Source organism: Rhodovulum sp. HP10, from assembly GCF_047553435.1.
In the GTDB taxonomy this organism is placed as follows: Bacteria; Pseudomonadota; Alphaproteobacteria; order Rhodobacterales; family Rhodobacteraceae; genus Rhodovulum.
Genome location: NZ_CP180201.1, coordinates 1436240 through 1459999, shown reverse-complemented (window position 1 = coordinate 1459999; position 23760 = coordinate 1436240). Strand labels below are relative to the sequence as shown.

Genomic DNA, 23760 nt, shown 5'->3' with positions numbered 1-23760 from the left:
CAAATGCCTGAAATCAATGGGGCTGCAGCCTAGTTTACTCGTCACTGTGACCGAGGGGCAGATCCGCCCGGGGAAACAGGCACAAGACGAGACCAAGACATCATGAAGAGGACTGAGGTGGGCTAGAAATATGTGCTTCGAGAGCTTTACGGGCCGATGAGATCTCAGTGTCGAACTGTTTTAGCAAGGAGCTTTGGCTTGCAATGCTTTCTGACTTCGAAGCAATGGATATCTTCTGGCAACATGCGGAGACCCGTCCTAAACCGAATTGACGGCTCAATCCCAGAAGGCTGTGCAGCGTGCGTTCGACTCCTTCAAGATCGCCGTCATTAAGGCGAGCACGCAGGTCTTGCGACTGGAGGTCCAGCTTTTCAATCAGCGAGGCAAAGATAGAGCGGACGCGCTCGGGTGGTATCGTCTGACGTAATACATCTAGCCATTCCAGTGAAAGTGTAGGCGGTTCGGTTGCGGAGACTTTTTCGCGTATATCAGAATTATTCGTCGGAATTCCGATAGAATTGGATAGCATATCATGCTGCTGCGCGGTGGTCGATAATTCATCGGATCCTCCCGTGAATTTGCCCAGAACGAAAAAAAGTCTATTCCAGTCTATGGGTTTGGTCAGGACTGCCGAGAATGCTTTTTCCTTTTCGAAACTCTGCCGAGCAAGCGCATCGGCTGTCAGCAAAATGATGGGAGGCCCATTTTCGTTCTCCGCCTGGATCACTCGGGCTGCGGTCATACCGTCCATCACCGGCATTTGCATGTCCATGATGATAGCGTCGAAATCACCCTCTTTAACTGCAGTGACAGCCTCGGCGCCATTTTCGACTGTGGAAACCGTGTGACCGCACATCTCGAGGGCGTCGTTCAGCAGGAGGCGGTTGGTCTCATTATCTTCTGCGATCAGGATGTTAAGAGGTCTGCCATGGGCAGGTTCCAGCGCGATGTGCGCGGGATGAATGATGATTTTCGTTGCCTCGGTCGCCTCGGGCAAACTGATCGTCAGCCGAAAAACAGAGCCTTCTCCCTCGACGCTGCTAACGTTGATTTCGCCATCCATCGCTTGCGCCAAGCGTCCCGAGATCGCCAGCCCCAATCCGGTACCGCCGAAACGGCGTGTGGTCGAGGCCTCGGCCTGTGTGAAGGGTTGGAACAAATTCGCCTGAAGATCGGATGGAATACCGATGCCGGTATCCGCAATCTCGAATTCCACGCGCCACCGTCCGTCCGGAAGCTTTTCGGCCCCGCTCAAACTCAGAGTTACCCTGCCCTTGTCGGTAAATTTCAAGGCATTTGTGGTCAGGTTCAGCAATATCTGCTGCAGCCGCATCGGATCGCCCATGAGCGTCGGCGATGGAGATATCCGATGCTCAATCCTGAAATCCAGCCCCTTTTTCTGCGCGGTGCCGGACAGCAGCTCGTAAATATCTGCGATCACGGTATCCGGCAAGAAGGCGATCGCCTCGAGGCTGAGCTTGCCCGCTTCGATCTTCGAGAAATCGAGAATGTCGTCGAGCAGGGCAAGCAAGTTCACCCCTGAACGTCGCAACGTGTCGATCCAGTTGCGATGGCGAACCGATTGGGTTTCCGCAAGCAGCAAGTCGGCGATGCCCAGGATTCCAGTCATTGGTGTGCGCAACTCGTGGCTCATGACGGCGAGGAAGCTCGATTTTGCTTCGCTGGCGCGCTCCGCGTCCCGGCGGGCGCGGTCTCGCTGATCTGCCAGAATTTCCAGATCGTTGGCTTTCTGCTCGAGGCCGAGGCGCGCCGCCTCCAGCTCACGTTCCGCCGCGACGCGATCGGTGATGTCGCGCAAGACGCCCGTATAGGCGGAACCGAACTCGGTCATCATCTCAGAGACGCTTAGCTCGACGGGAAACTCTTCGCCATTTCGGCGTCGTCCCGTCAGCCTTCGCGACATGCCGACGACCTTCCGTATGACGCCCAGCGCCTCGGTCTCCGAATAGGCTCCAGTCCTGTTGGCGACCGCCTCGGGCATCAGAATCGATACGTTCTGGCCGACGAGTTCTGCAGCGCGATATTGAAATATTCGTGCCGCCGCGGCGTTTGCGGAAAGGATCACTCCACGCATGTCAATGGAAATGATCCCGTCCAACGCACTCTCGAGAACGACTGCCAGCTCCCGCTCTTTGGCGATCAGAGCCTGCTCGGCAGCCTTGACACTGCTCACGTCGAATATCACGCCAGTGAAGATGACGGTATCATCAGGGCTGTCGGCGGCGCGCTGAGGTCTTGAGAAGGCGCGCCACCATCGAGTTTCGCCGTCACGCAGAAAGCGGCCTTCGAATTGCCAGTCTTCGCCAGTCGATATCGAATGCGAGATGCTCGCGACCCAGGCATCGATTTCGTCAGGATGGATTTGAAACAAGCTCCAATCCTCGACAAGAGCGTCTGCTTCAAGGCCGAGAATTTCGTAGGAGCGGGGGCTGACATAGGTAAAACCGTGGCGGGTCCCCGGGCCCTCCTGCCATTGGTAGATTACGCCGGGAACCTGACTGGTGATATTGCGGAAACGCTCTTCGCTCTGTCTCAGGGCATTTTCTATCGCCATGCGATCGCCGACGTCGCGGATCGAGTAGATGGTCTTTGATGTGCCCTGCAGCTCAACGCTGCTTGAGCTGATCTCAAGACAAAGCTCCGTACCGTCTGCTCGCCGGCCATGCACAATTGACGGGGTGGAGGGATTGGCCAAGACTGCCTCGACCGGGAATATCCCTGAGACGGGCATCGATTTGGCTTGCGCGGCCGACCTGCCGAACATGGTCTCGGCTGCGGTGTTCAGTTCGACGACCTCTCCGGATTCGTCGACGACCACGATTGCATCGCGGATCGCCTTTGCCACCGAAGCCAGACGCCTTTCAGTACGGGCCAGGTTCAGTACCTGGCGTTGGCGCCCTGTCGCCAGCGCTCCGAGAAACAGGGCCAGTGGCAAGGAAAGTCCTCGAAGCAGTTGCAAATGACCGAGGCTGTGTGTCCACCCACCGCGTGGTGTGGCCGCGATTTGCCAAACCAGCCCCGGCAGAACGATGTCTCGTAAGATGGAGGTCGGCGCGAAAAGCTGTTCCTGACCTCTGAAGACCCGACCCGGATCGCCATCGTCAGCCTTCAGGCGCAGAGCGATATCCAGGTGGTTCTCAAGAGGGAGCATGCCAGCCTGTGCAAACACGCTCTCCGCGTCCAGAACCAGGCTCAGAATACCCCAATAGGAGCCGTCCCCAAGAAATACCGGTGTCCGGCTTATCAGGCCAACACCGCCTTGCTTGAGGTTGAGAGGTCCGGTCACAATAGTTGTCTTTCTGTCAATGGCTTTTTTTACAGCGGGCCATTGTTCCTTGATGTCGGGATAATACAGGCCGATGACGGAAGAATTGCTGGGTGCGGGGAATACGTATTTGATACGGTTTCCGGGGGCCATGCCGATATTGCGAATGTTGCGTCCCGCCCCGTGTAGTGACGCCATTGCCGCTTGCATCTCCTGTGGGTCGACGGACTTGCTTGCCGTGATGAATGCAACGAGTCCGTTTGCAAGATATACGTTCGAGTTGATCTCTGTCTGCAAACGAGCTGAAAACGTCATGACCTCCTGAGCCACCAGATCGCGTTCCGCCTCCAGCAGAGCCCGCTTCTCTATGGTGATCGCCCCGTTGGCAGCCGCCAGGACGATCAGGAAGACGATCATTCCCGCCATCACCGGATGCCTGGGCAGGGATTTTCTGGGCCTGAGAAAGCTCATTTGGAGGCGTCCCGCATCATCTGAACGGCAGCATAATCGCCGGCAAACATGTTTGATCTCTTAAGGTTCGCCTCTATCGCTATCCGATGCGTTCTGATCTGGCGTCGATTGAGCGGCCTATAGTCGCGCGATAATCCTTTGCGTGAGGCCGCGATCGCGATACCTCACCTCCGTGAAACACTGAGAGATGAGCCACAGGCCGCGTCCGCGGGTTCGCTCACTTGCAAGCACTTTGTCGGGGTCCATGGCCTCCGGCGACGGCACAAAAGTGGGGCCTTCATGCGACAGGCATAGAAACAGTCGCCCGTCAAGTTTCAGAACCCGAAGGGAGAACCGCGCATCCTCCCGCCCAGTGGAAGCGTGCTCAACGATGTTGTTGATGATCTCGGTCATGCCAAGACGAAGTCGTATCTGCTCGTCCGGCGAATAATTTTCGCTGACTTCGTGGCATATAGCGTCCCAGATTCGGGGAGCTTCCAGGAAATCGTACTTCAATATGAAGCGACCGGGCATGTCGCGCGCCCGTCAGGAGGCTTCGAGCAGCGCGATGGCATCGGAGCGATCGGCGGCAACGAGGAAAAACATGTCCATGCGCAGCAGCTTGAAGATTGTCTCGACTGCCGGGGTCAGGCCGCACATGGCAATGCGTGCATCAGTGTCTTTTCCCTTGGTGACGCCGACGAGCGCGCCAATCCCGGTTGAATCCATGAATTCCACGGAGGTGAAATCCAGTATGATCCGGTCGTGGCCCTTGATCAGCGGTGACAACTGCGAGTGAAAGGCAGTCGCATTGCTTGCGTCCAGGCGCTGCGTGTCGATCACGAAGATGACCACTCCAGCTGAGGTTTCGGTTTTGATCATGGGACCTCCGACGTTGCCTTGCTATTCTCGAGGACAATTATTGAGATATCGTCATCGAATTCGTCGCTTCCATGCCAGTCTACCATCGCTTGCTTGACAGCCGGAACGACGTCATCCAGGGGACTGCTCGCCGCCTCATGCAACAGCCGCTGAAAGCGCTCGACGCCGAACAATTCTCCGTTCGGGCCACCGCATTCGGTGATGCCGTCGGTATAGAAGACGACCCGGTGGATCTGTTTGAGATCCACGAGGAATTCCTCATATGAGACGCCCTCCTGCAGCCCTACCGGGAATCCGCCCTCGCCCAGCGGAAAAGGCGGGCCGCCGTCGATCGGCGTGGCGATCGGGTGAGGATGTCCGGCCTGGCACACCCGCATTTTCTCATCTGCAGAGACTGTCGCCAGCAGCATCGTGAAATAGTCGTTGTCCGGCGGGATCGATTGGAAGATCTCGTTCAATTCCTGCACATAGCTGCTTAAAGTCCGAGACTGTTCGAAATTGCTGACGACCCCCAGGTCGATGATGTAGCGGGAAATCGCGAAGGTCATCATCGCGGCGCGTGCGCCATGTCCGGCGATGTCGAGCGAATAGAGCCCGAAGGTTTCGTCGCCCAGGCTGAAATAATTGTAGATATCTCCCGACACCGCAGAGGATGGCAGCAAGGCGGCCGACATCTTGAAACGGCCAAAACGCACCTTGTCAGGCGGCAGTAATCCAAGTTGAAGCTTGGCGGCTGCGTTGATGTCGTTCTTCAGCTTGCGAATGGCGTCGTCGAGTTCCTGGTTGCTTTGCGTCAACTGCGTGTTGCTGAGCGCCAGCTGGGTTTGCAGGTCGAATATGCGTTCAGCTGCACGGACCTTGGCGGCCAGCATTTCCGGATCGAAGGGCTTGACCAGAAAGTCGTCGGCGCCGGCCTCCATGGCCGACAAGTAGTCCTCGCGGCTTTCGCGCGCGGTCAGAAGCAGGAAAAAGACGTGCCTTTGCCTCGTTTTACGGCGGATCTCGGCGCAAAGATCGACGCCTGTCATCCCGGGCATCATCCAGTCGCTGATCACCAGATCCACGTTCAGGCCGGCCTGAATTTGGTTCAGGGCATTCTCGGCGCTATCCGCTGCGTGCAGAATATGGCCGAGCTGCCCTATGCTGTGGATGATCAGTTCCCGGATCAGATCGTCGTCGTCGACGACAAGAATTTCCATCCGTGCCTCCCTGCTAGGCCGTCATGTCTTGGGAAGGTGCAGGATCCTCCGCTGGCAGAGGATCCTGGGCATCGCCGCCCGAGTCCCAACTCGGGCTCATCGGATCGGATGTCACGTCGAAGCTTGCATCTGTGCTGGCGAGATCGCCAGGGTCGGACGACGCGGCGGGTTCGTTCGGCCTTAAGGTCAGGCTTTCGGACTCGAACGGGGCGAGATCGCCGGCGGCATCGTACACATCGATCGAGACCGTTCTGCCGCCCTGATCCGAGAAGGTCTGCAACTGCAGGCCGCGCACCAATTGCTCGAAGATCTCCACTGGCGCGTCGCCCTCGAGGATCGCGTCCCGCCCGCCGTTTTCGAAGCGCAGGCTGGGAGCCCCTTCGCTCAGGGCAGCTGACAGCACCGGATCGGAGGCCGCTTCGTCGGACAGGGCAAGGGTATCGTCGGGGAAAAGCACATCCTCCGTCAGTGTGACGACGACCCGGGATACGCTGTCGATACTGTCGATCGTGAAGTCGGGAGCGATTGCAACCGATACCTGCACGGGGGCAGGCTCGGGAACCTGGACATCGAAGGTCGCCGTGGTTTGGGCGATGTCGCCCGTACCGGGGATTGTGGCATAGGCATCGACGGTCAGGGATAATGTGCCGAACCAGTCCGCTGGCGGAAGAAGCTGCAATCCGTCGAGCTGTCCGGTTTCGAGCGACCAGACCCCGCCGCCGATGTTGCGTCCGGCCGTAAGATAGGCGTCTTCGGGCAGTCCGCTCAGAGTGATGGAAAGCGCCTCTGTCCCGTCCGGCACGACCGTGGCGGCCGAGATGTTCAGATCCACCGGTGCGTCGAAGACACCGAGGGCGTCGACCACAGTCAGGATCGGCGCGTCCGCGACCGGTGCCGCCGTCACCGTTACCGAGCTGGAAACCGAGACGGGATCAGCGGTGCCATCCTGCAATGTCGCCTCGATCTGCAGCTCGAACTGTCCCGAAAAGTTGGGCGGCGGCGTGATCGTCAGGCCGGCGAGATCCTCCGGAAGCAGCGCATGACGGTCCCCGCCGAGATCGGTTCCGGCGTTCAGTACCGCTCCGTCGGGCAGGCCCGAGATCACGATGGAGGTCACGCTTTCCGACCCGTCCGTATCGCCCGAGCTCAATGCTATGCTCAGGGGGATGGGCTGGTCCTCATCCCCCTGCGCGGCCTGGACGATGAGCGAGGCGGTATCGGTCAGGGGCGCGATTGCGATCGAGATCGTCTCTGTCGTGATGGCCGCGTCACCCTCGTCTTCCAGCGAGATCGCTCTCACGTCAAAGGTCAGCTGGCCGCTGAAATCGGGAGGCGGCGTCAGGGTGAGACCGGAAAGATCCTCGGCTGTCAGGATCCAGGTCCCGCTTGCCGGGTCGCGCGTTCCCGCGCTCAGCACCGCGCCCTCGGGCAACCCGAGAACGGCGAAGGACAGGGTCTCGGAACCATCGGTGTCGATGAGCGCGCCGGCGACGGTCAGGCTCAGCGCCTGATCCTCGACCCCGTCGGGCGCGCCGACCGACAGGTCGGGCGCATCCGCGACCGCGTCAACCAGAACATCGATGCGAGCAAGGGTGATCGGAAAGGACAGAATCTTGCCGACAACCGTCAACGTGACGTCGGAAGCATCATGCTCGGGCGGCGTATAGGTCAGGTTGGCAAGCAGACTGACGGCGATGATCCAGTCGCCGTTTTCATCGAGATAGCCGCCCGACAATGTCCCGCCTTCCGGCACGCCCGCGATACTGATGGAAGCGAGCCCGGCCAGATCGAAGAGGAGCAGAAAGCTCCCCAGATCTATTGGCGTGTCTTCCTCTCCGCGTACGTCATAGCTCTGCCAGACCTCTCCTTCCTGCCCTCCCGAGACAGTCACGGTGACGTTCTGGTTCCAGACAGCCACGTCGCCATTGCTGGATTCTGTGGCTACGGCTGTCGTCGTGAAGCCGAAGCTGCCAAAGAAATCTGTCGGGGGGCGCAATGTCAGTCCCGCCAGATCCTCTGGCGTCAATGACCAGAGGCCATCGCCCGCATAAGTGCCTGCCGACAGGCGTGCGCCTTCCGGCAGGCCGGACACGAACTGCGTCAGTGTCTCCGACCCGTCGACATCGCTCAGTCCGCCCCCGATATTGAAGGGAATGATCGAGACGTCATCGCTCGAGGCGCCGGTGATCGTGACCGTCGGCATGTCGGCCACGGCCTCCACCTGCAGATCGAAAGCCGCGTTGACCTCGGCGCCATCCGTGAGCTCGAAGCGGACGGCGATGCGCATGTCGACATCCGAGTCATTGGGAGGCGTCAGCAAGAGCCCCTCGAGGTCCGCTGCGGAAACCAGATAGCTTCCGTCCGGTTGCAACTCGCCGACAGAGAGGGTCGTTCCTTCCGGCAAGCCGGAAATCGTCGCGGAATTCAGGTTCGAGAAGCCGGTGGCATCGAGGAAGGCTTGCCCGAGCTCCAGCGCCACGGCCGTGTCTTCCTGGGTGGTCAATCCGTTCAGCGCGATCACCTGCGACGGCGGTGGCAGCGAAGGCTCGTCTGCAAAGACTGTCACCGGTAGCAAAAGGGTGGTGGACGCGACGCCGCCGACCGGATCGCTGGCAATGGCGACAACTTCCAGATCGAAATCGCCTGTGAACCTTGCGGGCGGGATCAGGGTCAAGCCCTCCAGATCGGCCGCGCTCAGGGACCAGGTCGTAGAGCCGTCGGCCGCGACAGCGGCGATCATCCCGGCCGAGAGGGTGGCGCCCTCTGGCAGGCCTGCGAGGGTGAGGGTGAGGCTCTCGCCCGGGGCGGGGTCGATCAGCGCGGCGGAGAGATCGAGGGCGATGGCGCCGTCCTCGGTGCCGGTGGCGGGCGCGACGGTGAGGCTCGGCGCATCGACGACCGGGGTGACGGTGACCGCGAGCGGGGCGGTGACGCTGCGGCTGTCGGGGCCGAGGCTGGCGACGGCGGTGACGGAGAGGGCGAGATCGCCATGGACATCGGGCGGCGGGGTGAGGGTGAGCCCGGCGAGATCCTCGGGGGCGAGCGTCCAGCTGCCATCGCCATTGTCGGTGCCGGCCGAGAGGGTGGCGCCCTCTGGCAGGCCGGCGAGGGTGAGGGCGAGGCTCTCGCCCGGGGCGGGGTCGATCAGCGCGGCGGAGAGATCGAGGGCGATGGCGCCGTCCTCGGCGCCGGTGGCGGGCGCGACGGTGAGGTCGGGCGCATCGACGACCGGGGTGACGGTGACCGCGAGCGGGGCGGTGACGCTGCGGCTGTCGGGGCCGAGGCTGGCGACGGCGGTGACGGAGAGGGCGAGATCGCCATGGACATCGGGCGGCGGGGTGAGGGTGAGCCCGGCGAGATCCTCGGGGGCGAGCGTCCAGCTGCCATCGCCATTGTCGGTGCCGGCCGAGAGGGTGGCGCCCTCTGGCAGGCCCGCCAGGGTGAGGGCGAGGCTCTCGCCCGGGGCTGGGTCGATCAGCGCGGCGGAGAGATCGAGGGCGATGGCGCCGTCCTCGGTGCCGGTGGCGGGCGCGACGGTGAGGCTCGGCGCATCGACGACCGGGGTGACGGTGACCGCGAGCGGGGCGGTGACGCTGCGGCTGTCGGGGCCGAGGCTGGCGACGGCGGTGACGGAGAGGGCGAGATCGCCATGGACATCGGGCGGCGGGGTGAGGGTGAGCCCGGCGAGATCCTCGGGGGCGAGCGTCCAGCTGCCATCGCCATTGTCGGTGCCGGCCGAGAGTGTGGCGCCCTCTGGCAGGCCGGCGAGGGTGAGGGCGAGGCTCTCGCCCGGGGCGGGGTCGATCAGCGCGGCGGAGAGATCGAGGGCGATGGCGCCATCCTCGGCGCCGGTGGCGGGCGCGACGGTGAGGCTCGGCGCATCGACGACCGGGGTGACGGTGACCGCGAGCGGGGCGGTGACGCTGCGGCTGTCGGGGCCGAGGCTGGCGACGGCGGTGACGGAGAGGGCGAGATCGCCATGGACATCGGGCGGCGGGGTGAGGGTGAGCCCGGCGAGATCCTCGGGGGCGAGCGTCCAGCTGCCATCGCCATTGTCGGTGCCGGCCGAGAGTGTGGCGCCCTCTGGCAGGCCGGCGAGGGTGAGGGCGAGGCTCTCGCCCGGGGCGGGGTCGATCAGCGCGGCGGAGAGATCGAGGGCGATGGCGCCGTCCTCGGTGCCGGTGGCGGGCGCGACGGTGAGGCTCGGCGCATCGACGACCGGGGTGACGGTGACCGCGAGCGGGGCGGTGACGCTGCGGCTGTCGGGGCCGAGGCTGGCGACGGCGGTGACGGAGAGGGCGAGATCGCCATGGACATCGGGCGGCGGGGTGAGGGTGAGCCCGGCGAGATCCTCGGGGGCGAGCGTCCAGCTGCCATCGCCATTGTCGGTGCCGGCCGAGAGTGTGGCGCCCTCTGGCAGGCCGGCGAGGGTGAGGGCGAGGCTCTCGCCCGGGGCGGGGTCGATCAGCGCGGCGGAGAGATCGAGGGCGATGGCGCCGTCCTCGGTGCCGGTGGCGGGCGCGACGGTGAGGCTCGGCGCATCGACGACCGGGGTGACGGTGACCGCGAGCGGGGCGGTGACGCTGCGGCTGTCGGGGCCGAGGCTGGCGACGGCGGTGACGGAGAGGGCGAGATCGCCATGGACATCGGGCGGCGGGGTGAGGGTGAGCCCGGCGAGATCCTCGGGGGCGAGCGTCCAGCTGCCATCGCCATTGTCGGTGCCGGCCGAGAGGGTGGCGCCCTCTGGCAGGCCGGCGAGGGTGAGGGCGAGGCTCTCGCCCGGGGCGGGGTCGATCAGCGCGGCGGAGAGATCGAGGGCGATGGCGCCGTCCTCGGTGCCGGTGGCGGGCGCGACGGTGAGGCTCGGCGCATCGACGACCGGGGTGACGGTGACCGCGAGCGGGGCGGTGACGCTGCGGCTGTCGGGGCCGAGGCTGGCGACGGCGGTGACGGAGAGGGCGAGATCGCCATGGACATCGGGCGGCGGGGTGAGGGTGAGCCCGGCGAGATCCTCGGGGGCGAGCGTCCAGCTGCCATCGCCATTGTCGGTGCCGGCCGAGAGGGTGGCGCCCTCTGGCAGGCCGGCGAGGGTGAGGGCGAGGCTCTCGCCCGGGGCGGGGTCGATCAGCGCGGCGGAGAGATCGAGGGCGATGGCGCCATCCTCGGCGCCGGTGGCGGGCGCGACGGTGAGGCTCGGCGCATCGACGACCGGGGTGACGGTGACCGCGAGCGGGGCGGTGACGCTGCGGCTGTCGGGGCCGAGGCTGGCGACGGCGGTGACGGAGAGGGCGAGATCGCCATGGACATCGGGCGGCGGGGTGAGGGTGAGCCCGGCGAGATCCTCGGGGGCGAGCGTCCAGCTGCCATCGCCATTGTCGGTGCCGGCCGAGAGTGTGGCGCCCTCTGGCAGGCCGGCGAGGGTGAGGGCGAGGCTCTCGCCCGGGGCGGGGTCGATCAGCGCGGCGGAGAGATCGAGGGCGATGGCGCCGTCCTCGGTGCCGGTGGCGGGCGCGACGGTGAGGCTCGGCGCATCGACGACCGGGGTGACGGTGACCGCGAGCGGGGCGGTGACGCTGCGGCTGTCGGGGCCGAGGCTGGCGACGGCGGTGACGGAGAGGGCGAGATCGCCATGGACATCGGGCGGCGGGGTGAGGGTGAGCCCGGCGAGATCCTCGGGGGCGAGCGTCCAGCTGCCATCGCCATTGTCGGTGCCGGCCGAGAGGGTGGCGCCCTCTGGCAGGCCCGCCAGGGTGAGGGCGAGGCTCTCGCCCGGGGCGGGGTCGATCAGCGCGGCGGAGAGATCGAGGGCGATGGCGCCGTCCTCGGCGCCGGTGGCGGGCGCGACGGTGAGGTCGGGCGCATCGACGACCGGGGTGACGGTGACCGCGAGCGGTGCGGTGACGCTGCGGCTGTCGGGGCCGAGGCTGGCGACGGCGGTGACGGAGAGGGCGAGATCGCCATGGACATCGGGCGGCGGGGTGAGGGTGAGCCCGGCGAGATCCTCGGGGGCGAGCGTCCAGCTGCCATCGCCATTGTCGGTGCCGGCCGAGAGGGTGGCGCCCTCTGGCAGGCCCGCCAGGGTGAGGGCGAGGCTCTCGCCCGGGGCGGGGTCGATCAGCGCGGCGGAGAGATCGAGGGCGATGGCACCGTCCTCGGTGCCGGTGGCGGGCGCGACGGTGAGGTCGGGCGCATCGACGACCGGGGTGGGGACAGGGCTATCGTCGGCGGAGATGTCCTCGTTGGGAAATTCAACGCTGTCGGCCGGTATGGCCGGGGGAATTGTGTCAACAGTCTGGACCGATTGTGCGGCGAACTCGGCCATATCGAAAGGGGTAGCATCCTCAACGTTCATGCCATCGACGACGTTCGACATGCCGCCAGAGAGTGCATTACTAGGGAGTCCAATCGTGGCAAACGAGGCCCCGCTGGCGGGGGCACCCCATGAAAAGAACGGCACCGGCCCGAGATCGGAGACTGACATGGCTGTCGTCTCGCCTGCGCGCCAAGCCTCGATGGTCTCTGCCAAGGGCTCGCCGACGGAGGCGGGAGCGGGCGCGCGGAGCAGGGTTGGCTCTTCGACCTCGCCCCGATGGATCAAAGACAGGCTGCGGTCATCGACGGCACGTATGGCCGCGTTTGCGTCTACAGGGCGTTCGATAACTTCGACGCGCTCGCGGCCAGGCCGTGCAACCTGAGCGCTCAACGCGTCATTCTCTGTCCCAAGTGGAGAATCCGCAGTATTTTCACCCTCAGCCATCAAACGCTTCCCCAGAACCCTGGGTTACCTTTCCCCCAGCGTACCATCGACTATTGTGTAGAGCGGCTTTAAAAAATACTGAAGAATGGTCTTTTTTCCGGTCAAAATTTCGGCGTGAATCGTCATTCCAGGAAGAAAGTGGCGCGCTTCATCTTCTGAGCCAATCTGGCGAGAATCTAAATGTATGCGGCATAGGTAATATGGCACTTTGTTGGCGTCCAGGAATGTGCTGGGCGATATGCTCGAGATCTCTCCATAGACATGTCCGTAGCGGCTGAAATCAAAGGCAATGACCTTCAGTTTCACCGCCTGGCCGACCCGAACAAATCCTATGTCGCGCGGTGAAATCTGAACCTCTGCGATCAGTTCGTCATCCAATGGTACCAGTCTCGCGGCTGTCTCGCCGGGCTTCAGCACACCACCAACGGTGCGTACGGCGAGCTCTTGTACAATACCTGCCGTCGGCGCCACGATGAGCAGTCGCTTGATCCTGTCATTTTGAGCGGTCAGTTGCTCACGGATCTCGGCAAGCTCTGCATTGGCGGTTCGAAGTTGGTTAAGCGCTTCTTCGAGCAAGCGTCCGTGAAATTCACTGATTCGGGTGTGGACCTGCGAGATTTCGTTGCGAAGGGACCATATGCTACGGTCCAGTTCGCGCAGTTCCGCCACCGCCATGGTCTGCTCTCGCTGTATCTCGAGCAGTTGAAGGAGCGGGTTCAACCCCTTGCCGACCAGCCCTTCGCGAATGGAGGCCTGTCGGTCAATCAGGGCCAATGCCTCGGCGAGGGTTTCCTTCTGCAGAACCACCGCCTCGATCTGTGCTTCCAATCCGGTGACCTGCTCCTGAAAAACGTTTTCCTGGCTAACGCGGACGCCAATCTGGGCATTTAAAAGGCGTTCTTGTTCCGCGATCAGTTTGTCGTCGTTTGTGAAACGATGAAAATTTGCACGCCGCCCCTCGGCGAAGGCTGCGAAACGTTCGGCCTGCAGTTGCAGTGTCGTCCGCCGAGTGATCAGTTGGTCACGGTTGGAGGTGGTCGCCGTGCTGGTCAATCGCAGCAATGGCTGGCCTTCGGCGACGACCTCGCCTTCCTTTACCAACACCTCTTCCACGATGCCGCCTTCCAGATGGTCAAGCGAACGCACGGCACCGGCGGGAACGAATTCTCCTGTACCCTTGGCGATTTCGTCGACCGGCGTAATTGCAGCCCACGCCAGGAATGCAAGAAGACCTCCGGCGATCGTCCAGATCATGGCATGGGTCAAAGGGCCGATGCCGGTATCGCGGACGAAATCCTCGACGGCGAACCCGTTCTTCATCCCGGTCGATGCGCTTTCTTCGTCAGACATCAGATCAACCCCTTGGGAATTCGGTCGCGCACCTTTTCGGCCGAGCCGAAAAAGCGTACAGTGCCATCCTCAAGCATCAGGATCTTGTCCACGATGCCGAGATGCTGGCGGTTATGGGTGACGATAAGTACGGTCGCGCCGCGAGCGCGTAGCAGCTCCAGTCCGCCGATGAAGGCGAATTCTCCCATGAAATCGATGCCCGTCGCCGGTTCGTCCAACAGAACGACAGGCGCCTTCCGAAGATACATGCGCGCCAGTGACAGACGTGAAAGCAGGCCGACAGGCAAGGTGACAAGCTGGGCATCATAGAAGGTATCCAAGCCTTCGGGTAATGCCGCTACGGCTGTCGCCGCGTCTGCGAGCTGCAGCGCTTCGGCAATGTCCGGTTCGTCGGCCTCCGGCTCTGCCATCAAGAGGTTTTCGCGGAGTGTGCCGTAATGAAAGCTTGGGAGTTGCGGGACGTAGGAAATGGCTCGACGCAGATGCGTCGGGTCGAATTGCCGAAGGTCTCGGCCATCCAGGCGAATATTGCCTGCCTGCGCGTCGTATAGCCCGGCGATCAGCTTCAGCAGAGTTGATTTTCCGCTTCCGTTGCGACCGACAATGGCAATGATCTCTCCGGGCTGCGCGGTGAAGCTCACGCCGCTCAGAATCGGTTCGGTTTCGCGCCCATATCTGAACGTCACGCGGTTGAAGGCGATCTCTCCCCGGATCGGCGGCCGCTCGCCGTCGCCTTCGCCAGGGGCGATCTCTGCCTCGGTGTCCATCAGCCGGTCGATCTGGCGGGCGGATGCGACCAGCTGACCGACTCGCGTTGCTGCCAGGAATGCGTTTTGAACCGGCGCGATCAGGCGCCAGACCAGCATCATGCTGGCGATCAGCCCGCCGGTCGTCATGGCATTGGCGAGCACCAGGAAAATGCCCGCGAAGAGTGTCGCAAGAGCTGCTCCTGTGCCAAGCGATTGGCCGATGGCTGCCAAAATCTGGGCCGAGGTGGTATTGCGCTCGCTCGCCCGGGCTGCCTTTGCCGCGCTGTCGCGATAGCGTTCCAGCCAAACCGTTTCGCCGCCCGCGGCCCGGATCGCACGCATGCGATGCATCATTTCGAGCGTCACGAGCTGGCGTTGAGCGTTCGCCTTTGCAACTTCCGCACCACGGCCACGCATATGCCGCTCACCGATCGCCGCCAGCGCTGCAAACAGGATCATGAAGCAGAGCGGGACCAGGGCCAGCCAGCCACCGACGATGGCGACAGCGGCAATGAAAAGCAGTGTGAAGGGCGTGTCGAGCAGTGCCTGCTCGAGCGGGCCGCGCAACAGATCCCGGATTCGATCCACGTCGCGCACTCTGGCAATCTGGCTCGACAGTCCCGCTCTCTCGGTCGTGCGACTGGGCAGTGTCAGTATTCGGCCGAAGACCGCGTTCCCGACGATATATCCCAACCGCTGGCTGGCGCGGTTCATGATCCGACCGCGGAGCCGACGCATCAGCATTTCCATCCAGGCGGCGGCGACCACTCCAGCGGCAAGATAGGCGAGCAGGGCGGTCGATTCCGACACCACCACCTTGTCGTAAACCGCCATCACGAACAGTGGGTTCGCCACCGCTGCCAGATTTGCGAAAAACGTCAGCAGCAGCGCGCGCAGGATCAGCGGAAGCTGCGCACGCAGTCTTCGGCCGAGCCAGGATTTCCCGATTTCCGAAGCAGGCGTTTCGACGCGTTCAAAGCGAATGAGCGTGCCCCTGCCCAGGCGCTCCGAGGCCCGGGTATCGCCCGTGCGCATCCGCAGAAAGCGAGGCTCTCCACGGAGGGGCAAGAACAGCAAGCCTTGCGTCATGCCGCCCGGTCCGAGGGCTGTGCGGGCCAGATCCTTGCCGGAAAACACCCGACCGCGCCTGATATGTCCCGCAAAGCCGAGCCGGGCAGCGGCGTTGAGCGTGTCCAGCACTCGGTCGCCCGAGAGATCCAATGCGAAGGACAGGCGCAGATCCCGAAGCTCGCCCCGCCAGCCGAGATCGCGCAGCGCGTCATACAGGCAGGTGGCAAGTGTTTCGTCGACGGGGTCCTGCTCCTTTCCTTGCGCATGCACGGCAGGGGGCGCGCCGAGACGGGCCAAGGGCCCATTGGCCCCACCGGATCGGCTTTCGGTTCCGGTATCTGCCATCAGAATGTGCCCTCGACGGTGCTGATCCGTCCGTTTGCCAGCCGCACGATCGCATCGGCGCGGCCCAGGACGCTTGGCCTGTGACTGACGAAAAGGATCGCACAACGTTCGCGGATATCTGCAAAAAGCTCGGCGACCTTTTCATCGCCCTGGTCGTCAATTGCCGAATTGGCGTCGTCGAACAGCAGGACCTGCGGGTCCAGGGCCAGCGCCCGGCAAAGGGCGATGCGCTGCACGACACCGCGTGGCAACCCGTCGGCGGCGTCGTCGCCGACGATCGTGGCAAAGCCCTTCGGCAATGGCTTGATCAGCTCGGTGAGACCGGTTCGCTCTGCGGCTCCGAGCGCGGCATCGACGCGTTCGGGGGCGAACATCGAAATGTTCTCGAGGATTGAGCCTGCGAACAAGGTCTCTTGCTGGGACACCAGCGAGATGGTCCTGCGCAGGCTTTCGTCGGTATAGTCGGATAGGGGATGTCCGCCCAGGAGAACCTCTCCGGCAGTCGGGGAGTACAGGCCTGCGGCAAGGGCCAGCAGGATGCTCTTGCCACTGCCGTTGTCTCCGACAAGACCGATTGTATGACCTTCCCGAAGGTCCAGATTGACGCCGTCGAGCACCCGCTTGCCATTGTTATCGTCGAAGACGACGCCGCGCAGGCTCAGCCTCGGCGGTGCCTGACTGGCGTTCAGAATGCCGGAGGAAGCCGATCTGACGGGGATTTTGAAAATCGCATCCATCTGCTCGCGCCCGATGCTGGATGTCTGCAGGCGCGAAGCCAGAAGAATGAGGTTTCTGATGAGTGCCAGGAAACGACCTGCCAGCAAGGTCGAGGCAGATAGTCCCCCTATCGACATATGGCCCTGCAATATCAGCAGACTGCCCAGCACGATGACCCCGATGATCGAGAGCTGTACGACGAGTTGCGACAGGTCGGTCAGCCGCTGATCGGCCGTGAATGCCTCCCCCTGCGCTGCAAGGCGCCGCTTCTGAAGGGCCTCGTATCGGCGCAATACCGGGCGTTCCAGACTGGCGACCTTGAGCGAGGGCAGGCTTGAAAGCGTGCTGAGCAGGAAATCGTATCTCTGGTCGTCCAAAGACAGCGCGCGGGCGAGAGCCTCTCGCGCAGAGCGGTTTGCCGGTGCTGCCGCAACAGCCAGGGCAATGGCGCCGAGAGCAGGCGCGATGATCACCGGACCGCCCAGAATCCAGATCATCCACATGAAAACGAACAGGAAGGGGAAATCGCAGATGGCCAGAAGCGTTTGCCCGGTCCCATTGAAGCGTCGCTGAGCAACGGCGGCGAGCCGCTCCATATGCGCGCCCGGCGAAACACGCTCAAATGCCGCCAGGTCGGCGTGAAAGAGATGACGTGCGGCGCCACAGCTGGCCCGGACTTCATAATCTGTTGCAAGGGGCGACAGAATTCTGGACCGCGCGATCTTTAGAACGGTCTCAAGTGCTAAGGCGCAAAGAACGCCCAACCCTATGAGGGCGGCCGTATTTTCCGAGTGATTTGGGATGATGCGGTCGTAAACTTGCAGGATGAAAAGCGGCGCCGCCAAGGATAGCGCGTTGATGCAGAGCGAGGCTATTCCGATCGAGACATAGGGGAGGGCGCCGGGTCTTTTCAATGCGTGCCTCGTTCCTCATGGGCGCACCGAACAATGTGAGCACATCGAACGGAGCAACAGGGGGCGCGCGACGACTGAAGATGCGTCGCGGTGTCGCCGGATCTCATTTAAATGAGGCTGCCTAATAAAGCGTAATCGCCAGATGTAAGCTGAGGTTGCGCAGACGGGATTGCGTGCCGAGGCGGTTGATGTGGTGATTTTTCTGCTCCGCCGGTATTTATTGTAAACAAGTCATGTCCGGATTTGGAGAATTCGCGCTGGTTTATAAAATCAGGTGTTCTTTCGGAGTCGTTTCTGAATCGAAGAGGCTCTGTTGCGGCTCTGTTGCACAAAGCTCGTGGGCGATTCACCTCGTGAATCCAGCGTGATAGCTGGAGGGGATGAGCAGACCATCCACCCCGACCTACAAGATCAAGAACTGGCGGTCCTATAACGAAGCGCTCAAGCGCCGGGGCTCGCTGACGATCTGGTTCGATCCCGAGATGACGTGGGAGGCCAGGCCGACCGGCAAGCGCGGCCGGCAGCCCACCTACAGTGACGCGGCCATCCAGACCTGCCTGACGATGAAAGTCCTGTTTGGCATGGTCGACATTGGAGCGCCATTGGTCCGAGCGAAAATGTCGACCCGGCAGACGACAGGCTTCGTCGAGAGCCTTCTGCAGTTGAGCGGGCTGGACTGGTCGGTGCCGGATTTCAGCACGCTGTCACGCCGCCAGAAGACCCTGAACGTGAACATCCCGTATCGGGGATCGAAGGGACCGCTGCACCTGTTGATCGACAGCACCGGCATCAAGGTCGAAGGCGAAGGGGAGTGGAATGCCCGCAAGCATGGTGGCGCCAAACGCCGCATCTGGCGCAAGGTTCACCTCGGGATCGATGAGAAAACACTGGAAATCCGGGCCGTCGAGTTCACCAGCAGCGATATTGGCGATGCCCCCATGCTGCCGGAACTGCTCGACCAGATCCCGCTCGATCAGGAGATCGACAGTGTCACCGCAGATGGTGCCTACGACACGCGCAAGTGTCACGACACCATTGCCGACCGGGGCGCCCACGCCGTCATTCCTCCGCGAAAAAATGCCAAACCCTGGAAGCCTGGCAGCTGCAGGCGCGATTGCCCGCAACGAGGCGCTGCGCGCATCGAAACGCCTGGGCCGGAAGATCTGGCGGAAGTGGAGTGGCTACCATCGCAGAAGTCGGGCCGAAACCAAGATGCACTGCATGAAGCTGTTGGGTCAACGCCTGATGGCGCGGGAGCCTGACCGGCAGGTTGCCGAGCTTCAGGTTCGTGTCGCCGTCATGAACGGCTTCACCGCGCTCGGCATACCCGTGACCGAGGCCGTGGCATAAGTGTGTCCGGGAAAGGGGTAGCTCCGTCGTCAGCGGCTTTGTGCAACAGAGCCTTTGGCACCAGTTCGAGGTGATGGAGGCCTTGCGCGATGCCGGTCATGGCCTTCATATCAACGTGCTCGGACGACCCGGCGCGGCCTGACGGGACGCTGGCTCCCAGGCGGTGGCGAACGCCTTCATCCTCTGTGCGCGCCGGGCTGGATGGGCCGGAGCCTTCACTGCCCCGACCGTCTTTGCCCCTGCCGGTCAGGCCGGCTCGGGTACCACGCTGGCCACGATCGAGCGGTCGAGCGCCTCATAGGCGTTCAGACCGATCGTCTCGTAGAGTTCGGCGCGGGTCTGCATCTCGGGGATCTGCCGGGCCGCAGAGCCCGAGCGCGCAAGCTCGGCGTAAAGCCGCTCCTGGGCCTTGTTGGCCACGCGCAGCGAGCTGACCGGCCAGATCACCATGTCATAGCCCAGCTCCTGGAACTCGGCCGCCGTCAACGAAGGCGTCCGGCCGAATTCGGTCATGTTGGCCAGAAGCTTTACCCCGGGCAGCCGGGCGCGGAACTCGCGGAACATCTCGACCGAATTCAATGCCTCGGGGAAGATCGCCTCGGCCCCTGCCTCGACATAAAGCTTCGCGCGGGCGACCGCTCCCTCGAGACCTTCGGAGGCCGCTGCATCGGTGCGCGCGATAATGAAAAGATCGCGCCGGGCACGGGCGGCGGCGGCGATCTTGGCGGCCATGTCCTCGGGGCGGGCCAGCTTCTTGTCGTTCAGATGGCCGCATTTCTTGGGTAGAAGCTGGTCCTCGAGATGGACGGCCGCAGCACCCGCCTCCTCGAAGGTCCGGACCATGTGCATGACGTTCAGCGCCTCGCCATAGCCGGTATCGCCATCGACCAGCAGCGGCAGGCCCGAGGCACGCGCGATCTGGCGGATGAAGAAGGCCACTTCGTCGACGGTGATGATGCCGAGATCGGGCAGGCCCATCTGGGCGGTCATGGCCGCGCCTGACAGATAGATCCCCTCGAACGCGGCGGCCTTGGCCTGAAGCGCGGCCATGCCGTTATGGGCGCCCGGCAGGCTGTAGATCCCGGGCCGGGCCAGAGCCGCGCGGAACCGCGCGGGCGCCGGGAGGTCGGGCAGGTCGTTTGCAACGAGATAGGGCATTTACGCCTCCGTCTGATCGGTCAGCAGCCCGCCGCGCTGGTCGAGCGGCAGGAAGCGGCGGTTCTCGGGGCCGATGTAATTGGCCGAGGGGCGGATGATCTTGCCATCCGCGCGCTGTTCGATCACATGCGCGCCCCAGCCCGCCGTGCGCGCGATCACGAAGATCGGCGTGAACAGCTCGGTCGGCACGCCCAGCAGGTGATAGGACACCGCCGAGAACCAGTCGAGATTGGGGAACATGCCTTTGGCATCGGCCATCACCTCCTCGATCCGCTCGGCGATGTCGAACCTCCGGGTCGCGCCCTCATGCTCGGCCAGATGCCGGGCCACGCGTTTGATGACCACGTTGCGCGGGTCCGAAACCGTATAGACCGGATGGCCGAAGCCGGTGATGACCTCCTTCGCGGCGACACGGCGGCGAATGTCGTCCTCGGCCTGGTCGGGTGTGGCATAGCGCTTCTGGATCTCGAAGGCAGCCTCGTTGGCACCGCCATGCTTGGGCCCGCGCAGCGCGCCGATGGCCCCGGTGATCGCCGAATAGATGTCCGCCCCGGTGCCCGCAATGGAGCGTGCGGTGAAGGTCGAGGCATTGAATTCATGCTCGGCATAAAGGATCAGGGTCGTGTGCATCGCGCGCACATGATCCTGGCCGGGCGGCGCACCATGCAGCAGGTGCAGGAAATGCCCCGCCACGGTCTCGTCCTCGGTCTCGACGTCGATTCGGCGGCCGTTCCGGGCGTAATGCATCCAGTAAAGCAGCATCGAGCCCTGGACCGCGATCAGCCGGTCGGCAATGTCGCGCGCCGCGGCCGGGTTCTGGTCATGGGGCTCGGGCAGCACGCATCCCAGTGCCGAGACGCCCGAGCGCAGCACATCCATCGGATGGGTCGCGGCCGGGATCGCCTCCAGCGTCTGGCGCAGCGCGGCGGGCAGACCGCGCAGGCGCCTGAGCCTGGCCTTGTAGGCGGTCAGCTCGGCCGTCGTGGGCAGATGCCCGTGGATCAGCAGATGCGCGATCTCCTCGAAATCGCAGGCCTCGGCGATGTCGAGGATGTCATAGCCGCGGTAATGCAGGTCGTTGCCGGTCTGACCCACACTGCAAAGCGCTGTGTTGCCCGCGACGATGCCCGAGAGGGCGACGGATTTCTTCGGTTTCCTGATGATGCCGGTCATGATCCGCTCCGCTCGAAAAGGCCCTTGGGGCAATGCGTGCCAAGTTTCTCCGGCAGGGCGGTGAAATTCAGGGCGTCCAGCCCGCCCTCGGGGAGCTCCGCGAGGCCCTCGGCCGCGTTGAGGAACCGGTCCTGTTCCTTTGCGTCGAGCATGCCCTCGGAAAGCGTCAGGAACTTCTTGACGTAATTGGGTCGCTCGAAGGGGCGGGCGCCCTGCGGGTGGGCATCGGCCAGCGCGATCTCGTCCTCGATCACCCGGCCATTTTTCAGCGTCACCACCACGCGACCGCCAAAGGCCTTTTCCTGCGGGTCGCGGCTGTGATAGCGGCGCGTCCAGTCCGGATCTTCCAGCGTCGAGATGCGGTGCCACAGATCGACCGTCGAGGGCCGCGCGGCGCGTTCCGGCGCATAGGATGCCTCGTGATGCCAGGCGCCGTCCTCAAGCGCCACGGCGAAGATATACATGATCGAGTGATCCAGCGTCTCGCGGCTGGCCGTGGGGTCCATCTTCTGCGGGTCGTTCGCGCCGGTGCCGATCACGTGATGGGTGTGGTGGCTGGTATGGATCACGATGCTCTCGATCTGGCGCAGATCGCCGATCTCGCCGCGCAGGCGGCGCGCCAGATCGATCAGCGCCTGGCTCTGGTACTCGGCCGAATGCTCCTTGGTATAGGTCTCGAGGATCGCGCGTTTCGGCTCGCCCTTGCCGGGCAGCGGCACCTGATAGACCGCATCGGGGCCCGACAGCATCCAGGCGATGAAGCCGTCCTCCCCTTCCCAGGCCGGGCTGGGCGCGCCTTCACCCCGCATCGCCCGGTCGACGGCCTCGATCGCCATCTTGCCCGCGAAGGCAGGGGCATAGGCCTTCCAGCTGGAAATCTCGCCCTTGCGCGACTGCCGCGTCGTGGTGGTGACATGCAGCGCCTGCTGGATCGCCTGGTAGATCACCTCTCTGGGCAGGTTCAGCGCGGTGCCGATCCCGGCCGCGGCCGAGACGCCCAGATGCGCGATATGGTCGATCTTGTGCTCGTGCAGGCAGATCGCCTTGACCAGATTGACCTGGATCTCATAGCCCGTCGCGATGCCGCGCAGCAGCGCCTTGCCCGACAGCCCGCAATGCTGGGCGACCGCGAGGATCGGCGGGATATTGTCGCCCGGGTGCGAATAATCCGCCGCGAGGAAGGTGTCGTGAAAGTCGAGCTCGCGCACCGCCACGCCATTGGCCCAGGCCGCCCATTCGGGCGAGACGCGGGTGTCCTGCGGCATCCCGAAGACCGTCGCCCCGCGCCTGTAGGGGTGGCACAGCGCCTGCGCCCGGGCCGAGGCCACGGGACGGCGCGCCACCGAGGCCGCCGCCACCGCCGCGTTGTCGATCACCCGGTTCACGATCATCCCGGCCGTATCGTCGGGAACCGAGACCGGATCGGCGGCGAGTTCCGCCAGTTTCCAGGCCAGTTGGTCCTCGCGGGCCAGTGCATCGGCCGATTTGTGCATGTGCAGCCGGTGCAGCTCGAGCTGCGGTGCTCCGTCCTTCATCGGGTCTTCTCCTCCGTGGGTATGGCTATCGGGGTCGGACGTCCGGTCTCGTCGACCGCGACCATCTCGAAACGGCCGGTCATCGCCAGATGGCGCGCCCCGGTCGTCAGTGTTTCTGCCTCGCCGGTCACCTCGACGCTCATCGAGCTTCGACCGATGCGGGTCACGATGGCGGTCAGTTCCAGCGCCTCGCCGGGCAGGACGGGGGTGCGGAACGCGATCCTCTCGGATCCCGCCATCACCACCATGCGGCGGGCGCGGCGGCTGGCCGCGAGGAAGGCGGCCTTGCTCATCATCGCAAGCCCCGCGCCCGCGAAGAGCGTGCCGTGGGGGTTGACCGTCTCGGGAAAGATCAGCGCGGTCACCCGGGTGGGGGCTGTCGATGTGCCTGTATTCTGCGGTGAGCACGGAACCATTATTCGCAACCTTTGCATTTCCCGGAGGTTTCATTTGGATTAATCGGAGAGATTTTCCTTGAAAAGGACTGAAAATGCGAAGGCCTTCGAGGTTTTTCCTGAGATATGCAAAGGTTGCGAATTCCAGGGCGTGGCTGGTGTGAGTGAGGCCTTGGCGGCATGCGGTGGCCGCTTTGCAAGACCTGCGGGCGGACCGAGGCGGCCCTGGTTAAGGGGAGGCTCAGGGGAGGCGGGCGTCTCGCCCGGCTATCCCAGCCAGATCGAGCGCCGCCGGCGCCTGTTGACGATGCAGGTGCTTTTGCAGCTCGACGCGGCCTTCGGGCGCGATATCCGGGTCTGTTCCGAAGAGGGCGCGGCTTCCGGCCGAATGGCGCGCGACCCTGCAGGGTGACGCGCTGCCGGGGCTTG

The 23760-nt window shown here is 63.6% G+C and carries 12 protein-coding genes and 1 pseudogene; 1 reads left to right on the top strand and 12 read right to left on the bottom strand.

Annotated elements, in window-relative coordinates; all coding sequences use genetic code 11:
• Positions 1–100: 100 nt before the first annotated feature.
• The 8 genes from ACK8CO_RS06695 to ACK8CO_RS06660 all read right to left on the bottom strand — a co-directional run bounded on the left by ACK8CO_RS06695 (position 101) and on the right by ACK8CO_RS06660 (position 17720).
• On the bottom strand, positions 101–3757 hold the full coding sequence (locus ACK8CO_RS06695) for a PAS domain S-box protein (RefSeq protein WP_414898613.1): 3657 nt from the start codon (positions 3755–3757) through the stop codon (positions 101–103).
• Positions 3758–3874: 117 nt separating this feature from the next.
• On the bottom strand, positions 3875–4270 hold the full coding sequence (locus tag ACK8CO_RS06690) for an ATP-binding protein (RefSeq protein ID WP_414898612.1): 396 nt from the start codon (positions 4268–4270) through the stop codon (positions 3875–3877).
• Between the two features lie 12 nt (positions 4271–4282).
• A complete protein-coding gene (locus ACK8CO_RS06685; RefSeq protein ID WP_414898611.1) occupies positions 4283–4618 on the bottom strand; it encodes an STAS domain-containing protein in 336 nt (111 codons plus the stop codon).
• Positions 4615–5817 (bottom strand): PP2C family protein-serine/threonine phosphatase, encoded by a 1203-nt coding sequence (locus ACK8CO_RS06680; protein ID WP_414898610.1) that lies wholly within the window; start codon positions 5815–5817, stop codon positions 4615–4617. The genes ACK8CO_RS06685 and ACK8CO_RS06680 overlap by 4 nt, the downstream gene beginning before the upstream one ends.
• Positions 5818–5830: 13 nt before the next feature.
• The gene (locus tag ACK8CO_RS06675; protein ID WP_414898609.1) at positions 5831–12169 is read right to left on the bottom strand and encodes a hypothetical protein; all 6339 of its coding nucleotides are present in this window, start codon (positions 12167–12169) and stop codon (positions 5831–5833) included.
• Between the two features lie 429 nt (positions 12170–12598).
• Positions 12599–13924: an HlyD family type I secretion periplasmic adaptor subunit gene (locus ACK8CO_RS06670; protein WP_080615222.1), complete on the bottom strand. Its 1326-nt coding sequence runs from the start codon at positions 13922–13924 to the stop codon at positions 12599–12601.
• The gene (locus ACK8CO_RS06665; protein ID WP_414898608.1) at positions 13924–16089 is read right to left on the bottom strand and encodes a peptidase domain-containing ABC transporter; all 2166 of its coding nucleotides are present in this window, start codon (positions 16087–16089) and stop codon (positions 13924–13926) included. Before ACK8CO_RS06665 ends, ACK8CO_RS06670 begins: the two co-directional genes overlap by 1 nt.
• Positions 16089–17720: a peptidase domain-containing ABC transporter gene (locus ACK8CO_RS06660; RefSeq protein ID WP_414898607.1), complete on the bottom strand. Its 1632-nt coding sequence runs from the start codon at positions 17718–17720 to the stop codon at positions 16089–16091. The genes ACK8CO_RS06665 and ACK8CO_RS06660 overlap by 1 nt, the downstream gene beginning before the upstream one ends.
• A 380-nt stretch (positions 17721–18100) precedes the next feature.
• Between ACK8CO_RS06660 and ACK8CO_RS06655 the strand changes: the two are divergent.
• Positions 18101–19070: pseudogene (locus ACK8CO_RS06655) on the top strand (IS5 family transposase).
• 246 nt (positions 19071–19316) lie between these two features.
• On the opposite strand, the gene prpB reads toward ACK8CO_RS06655, so the two are convergent.
• Genes prpB through ACK8CO_RS06635 form a run of 4 tightly spaced genes read right to left on the bottom strand, consistent with a single transcriptional unit; the run spans position 19317 to position 23301 of the window.
• Positions 19317–20228 carry a methylisocitrate lyase gene (gene prpB / locus ACK8CO_RS06650; RefSeq protein WP_414898606.1) on the bottom strand — a complete coding sequence of 304 codons (912 nt, stop codon included), beginning with the start codon at positions 20226–20228 and terminating at the stop codon, positions 19317–19319.
• Positions 20229–21401 carry a 2-methylcitrate synthase gene (gene prpC, locus ACK8CO_RS06645; protein WP_080615227.1) on the bottom strand — a complete coding sequence of 391 codons (1173 nt, stop codon included), beginning with the start codon at positions 21399–21401 and terminating at the stop codon, positions 20229–20231. It lies immediately after the preceding gene.
• Positions 21398–22936, bottom strand: coding sequence for an MmgE/PrpD family protein (locus tag ACK8CO_RS06640; RefSeq protein WP_414898605.1), 1539 nt, complete (start codon positions 22934–22936; stop codon positions 21398–21400). The genes prpC and ACK8CO_RS06640 overlap by 4 nt, the downstream gene beginning before the upstream one ends.
• Positions 22933–23301 carry an acyl-CoA thioesterase gene (locus ACK8CO_RS06635; protein ID WP_231119208.1) on the bottom strand — a complete coding sequence of 123 codons (369 nt, stop codon included), beginning with the start codon at positions 23299–23301 and terminating at the stop codon, positions 22933–22935. The genes ACK8CO_RS06640 and ACK8CO_RS06635 overlap by 4 nt, the downstream gene beginning before the upstream one ends.
• Positions 23302–23760: the final 459 nt, after the last annotated feature.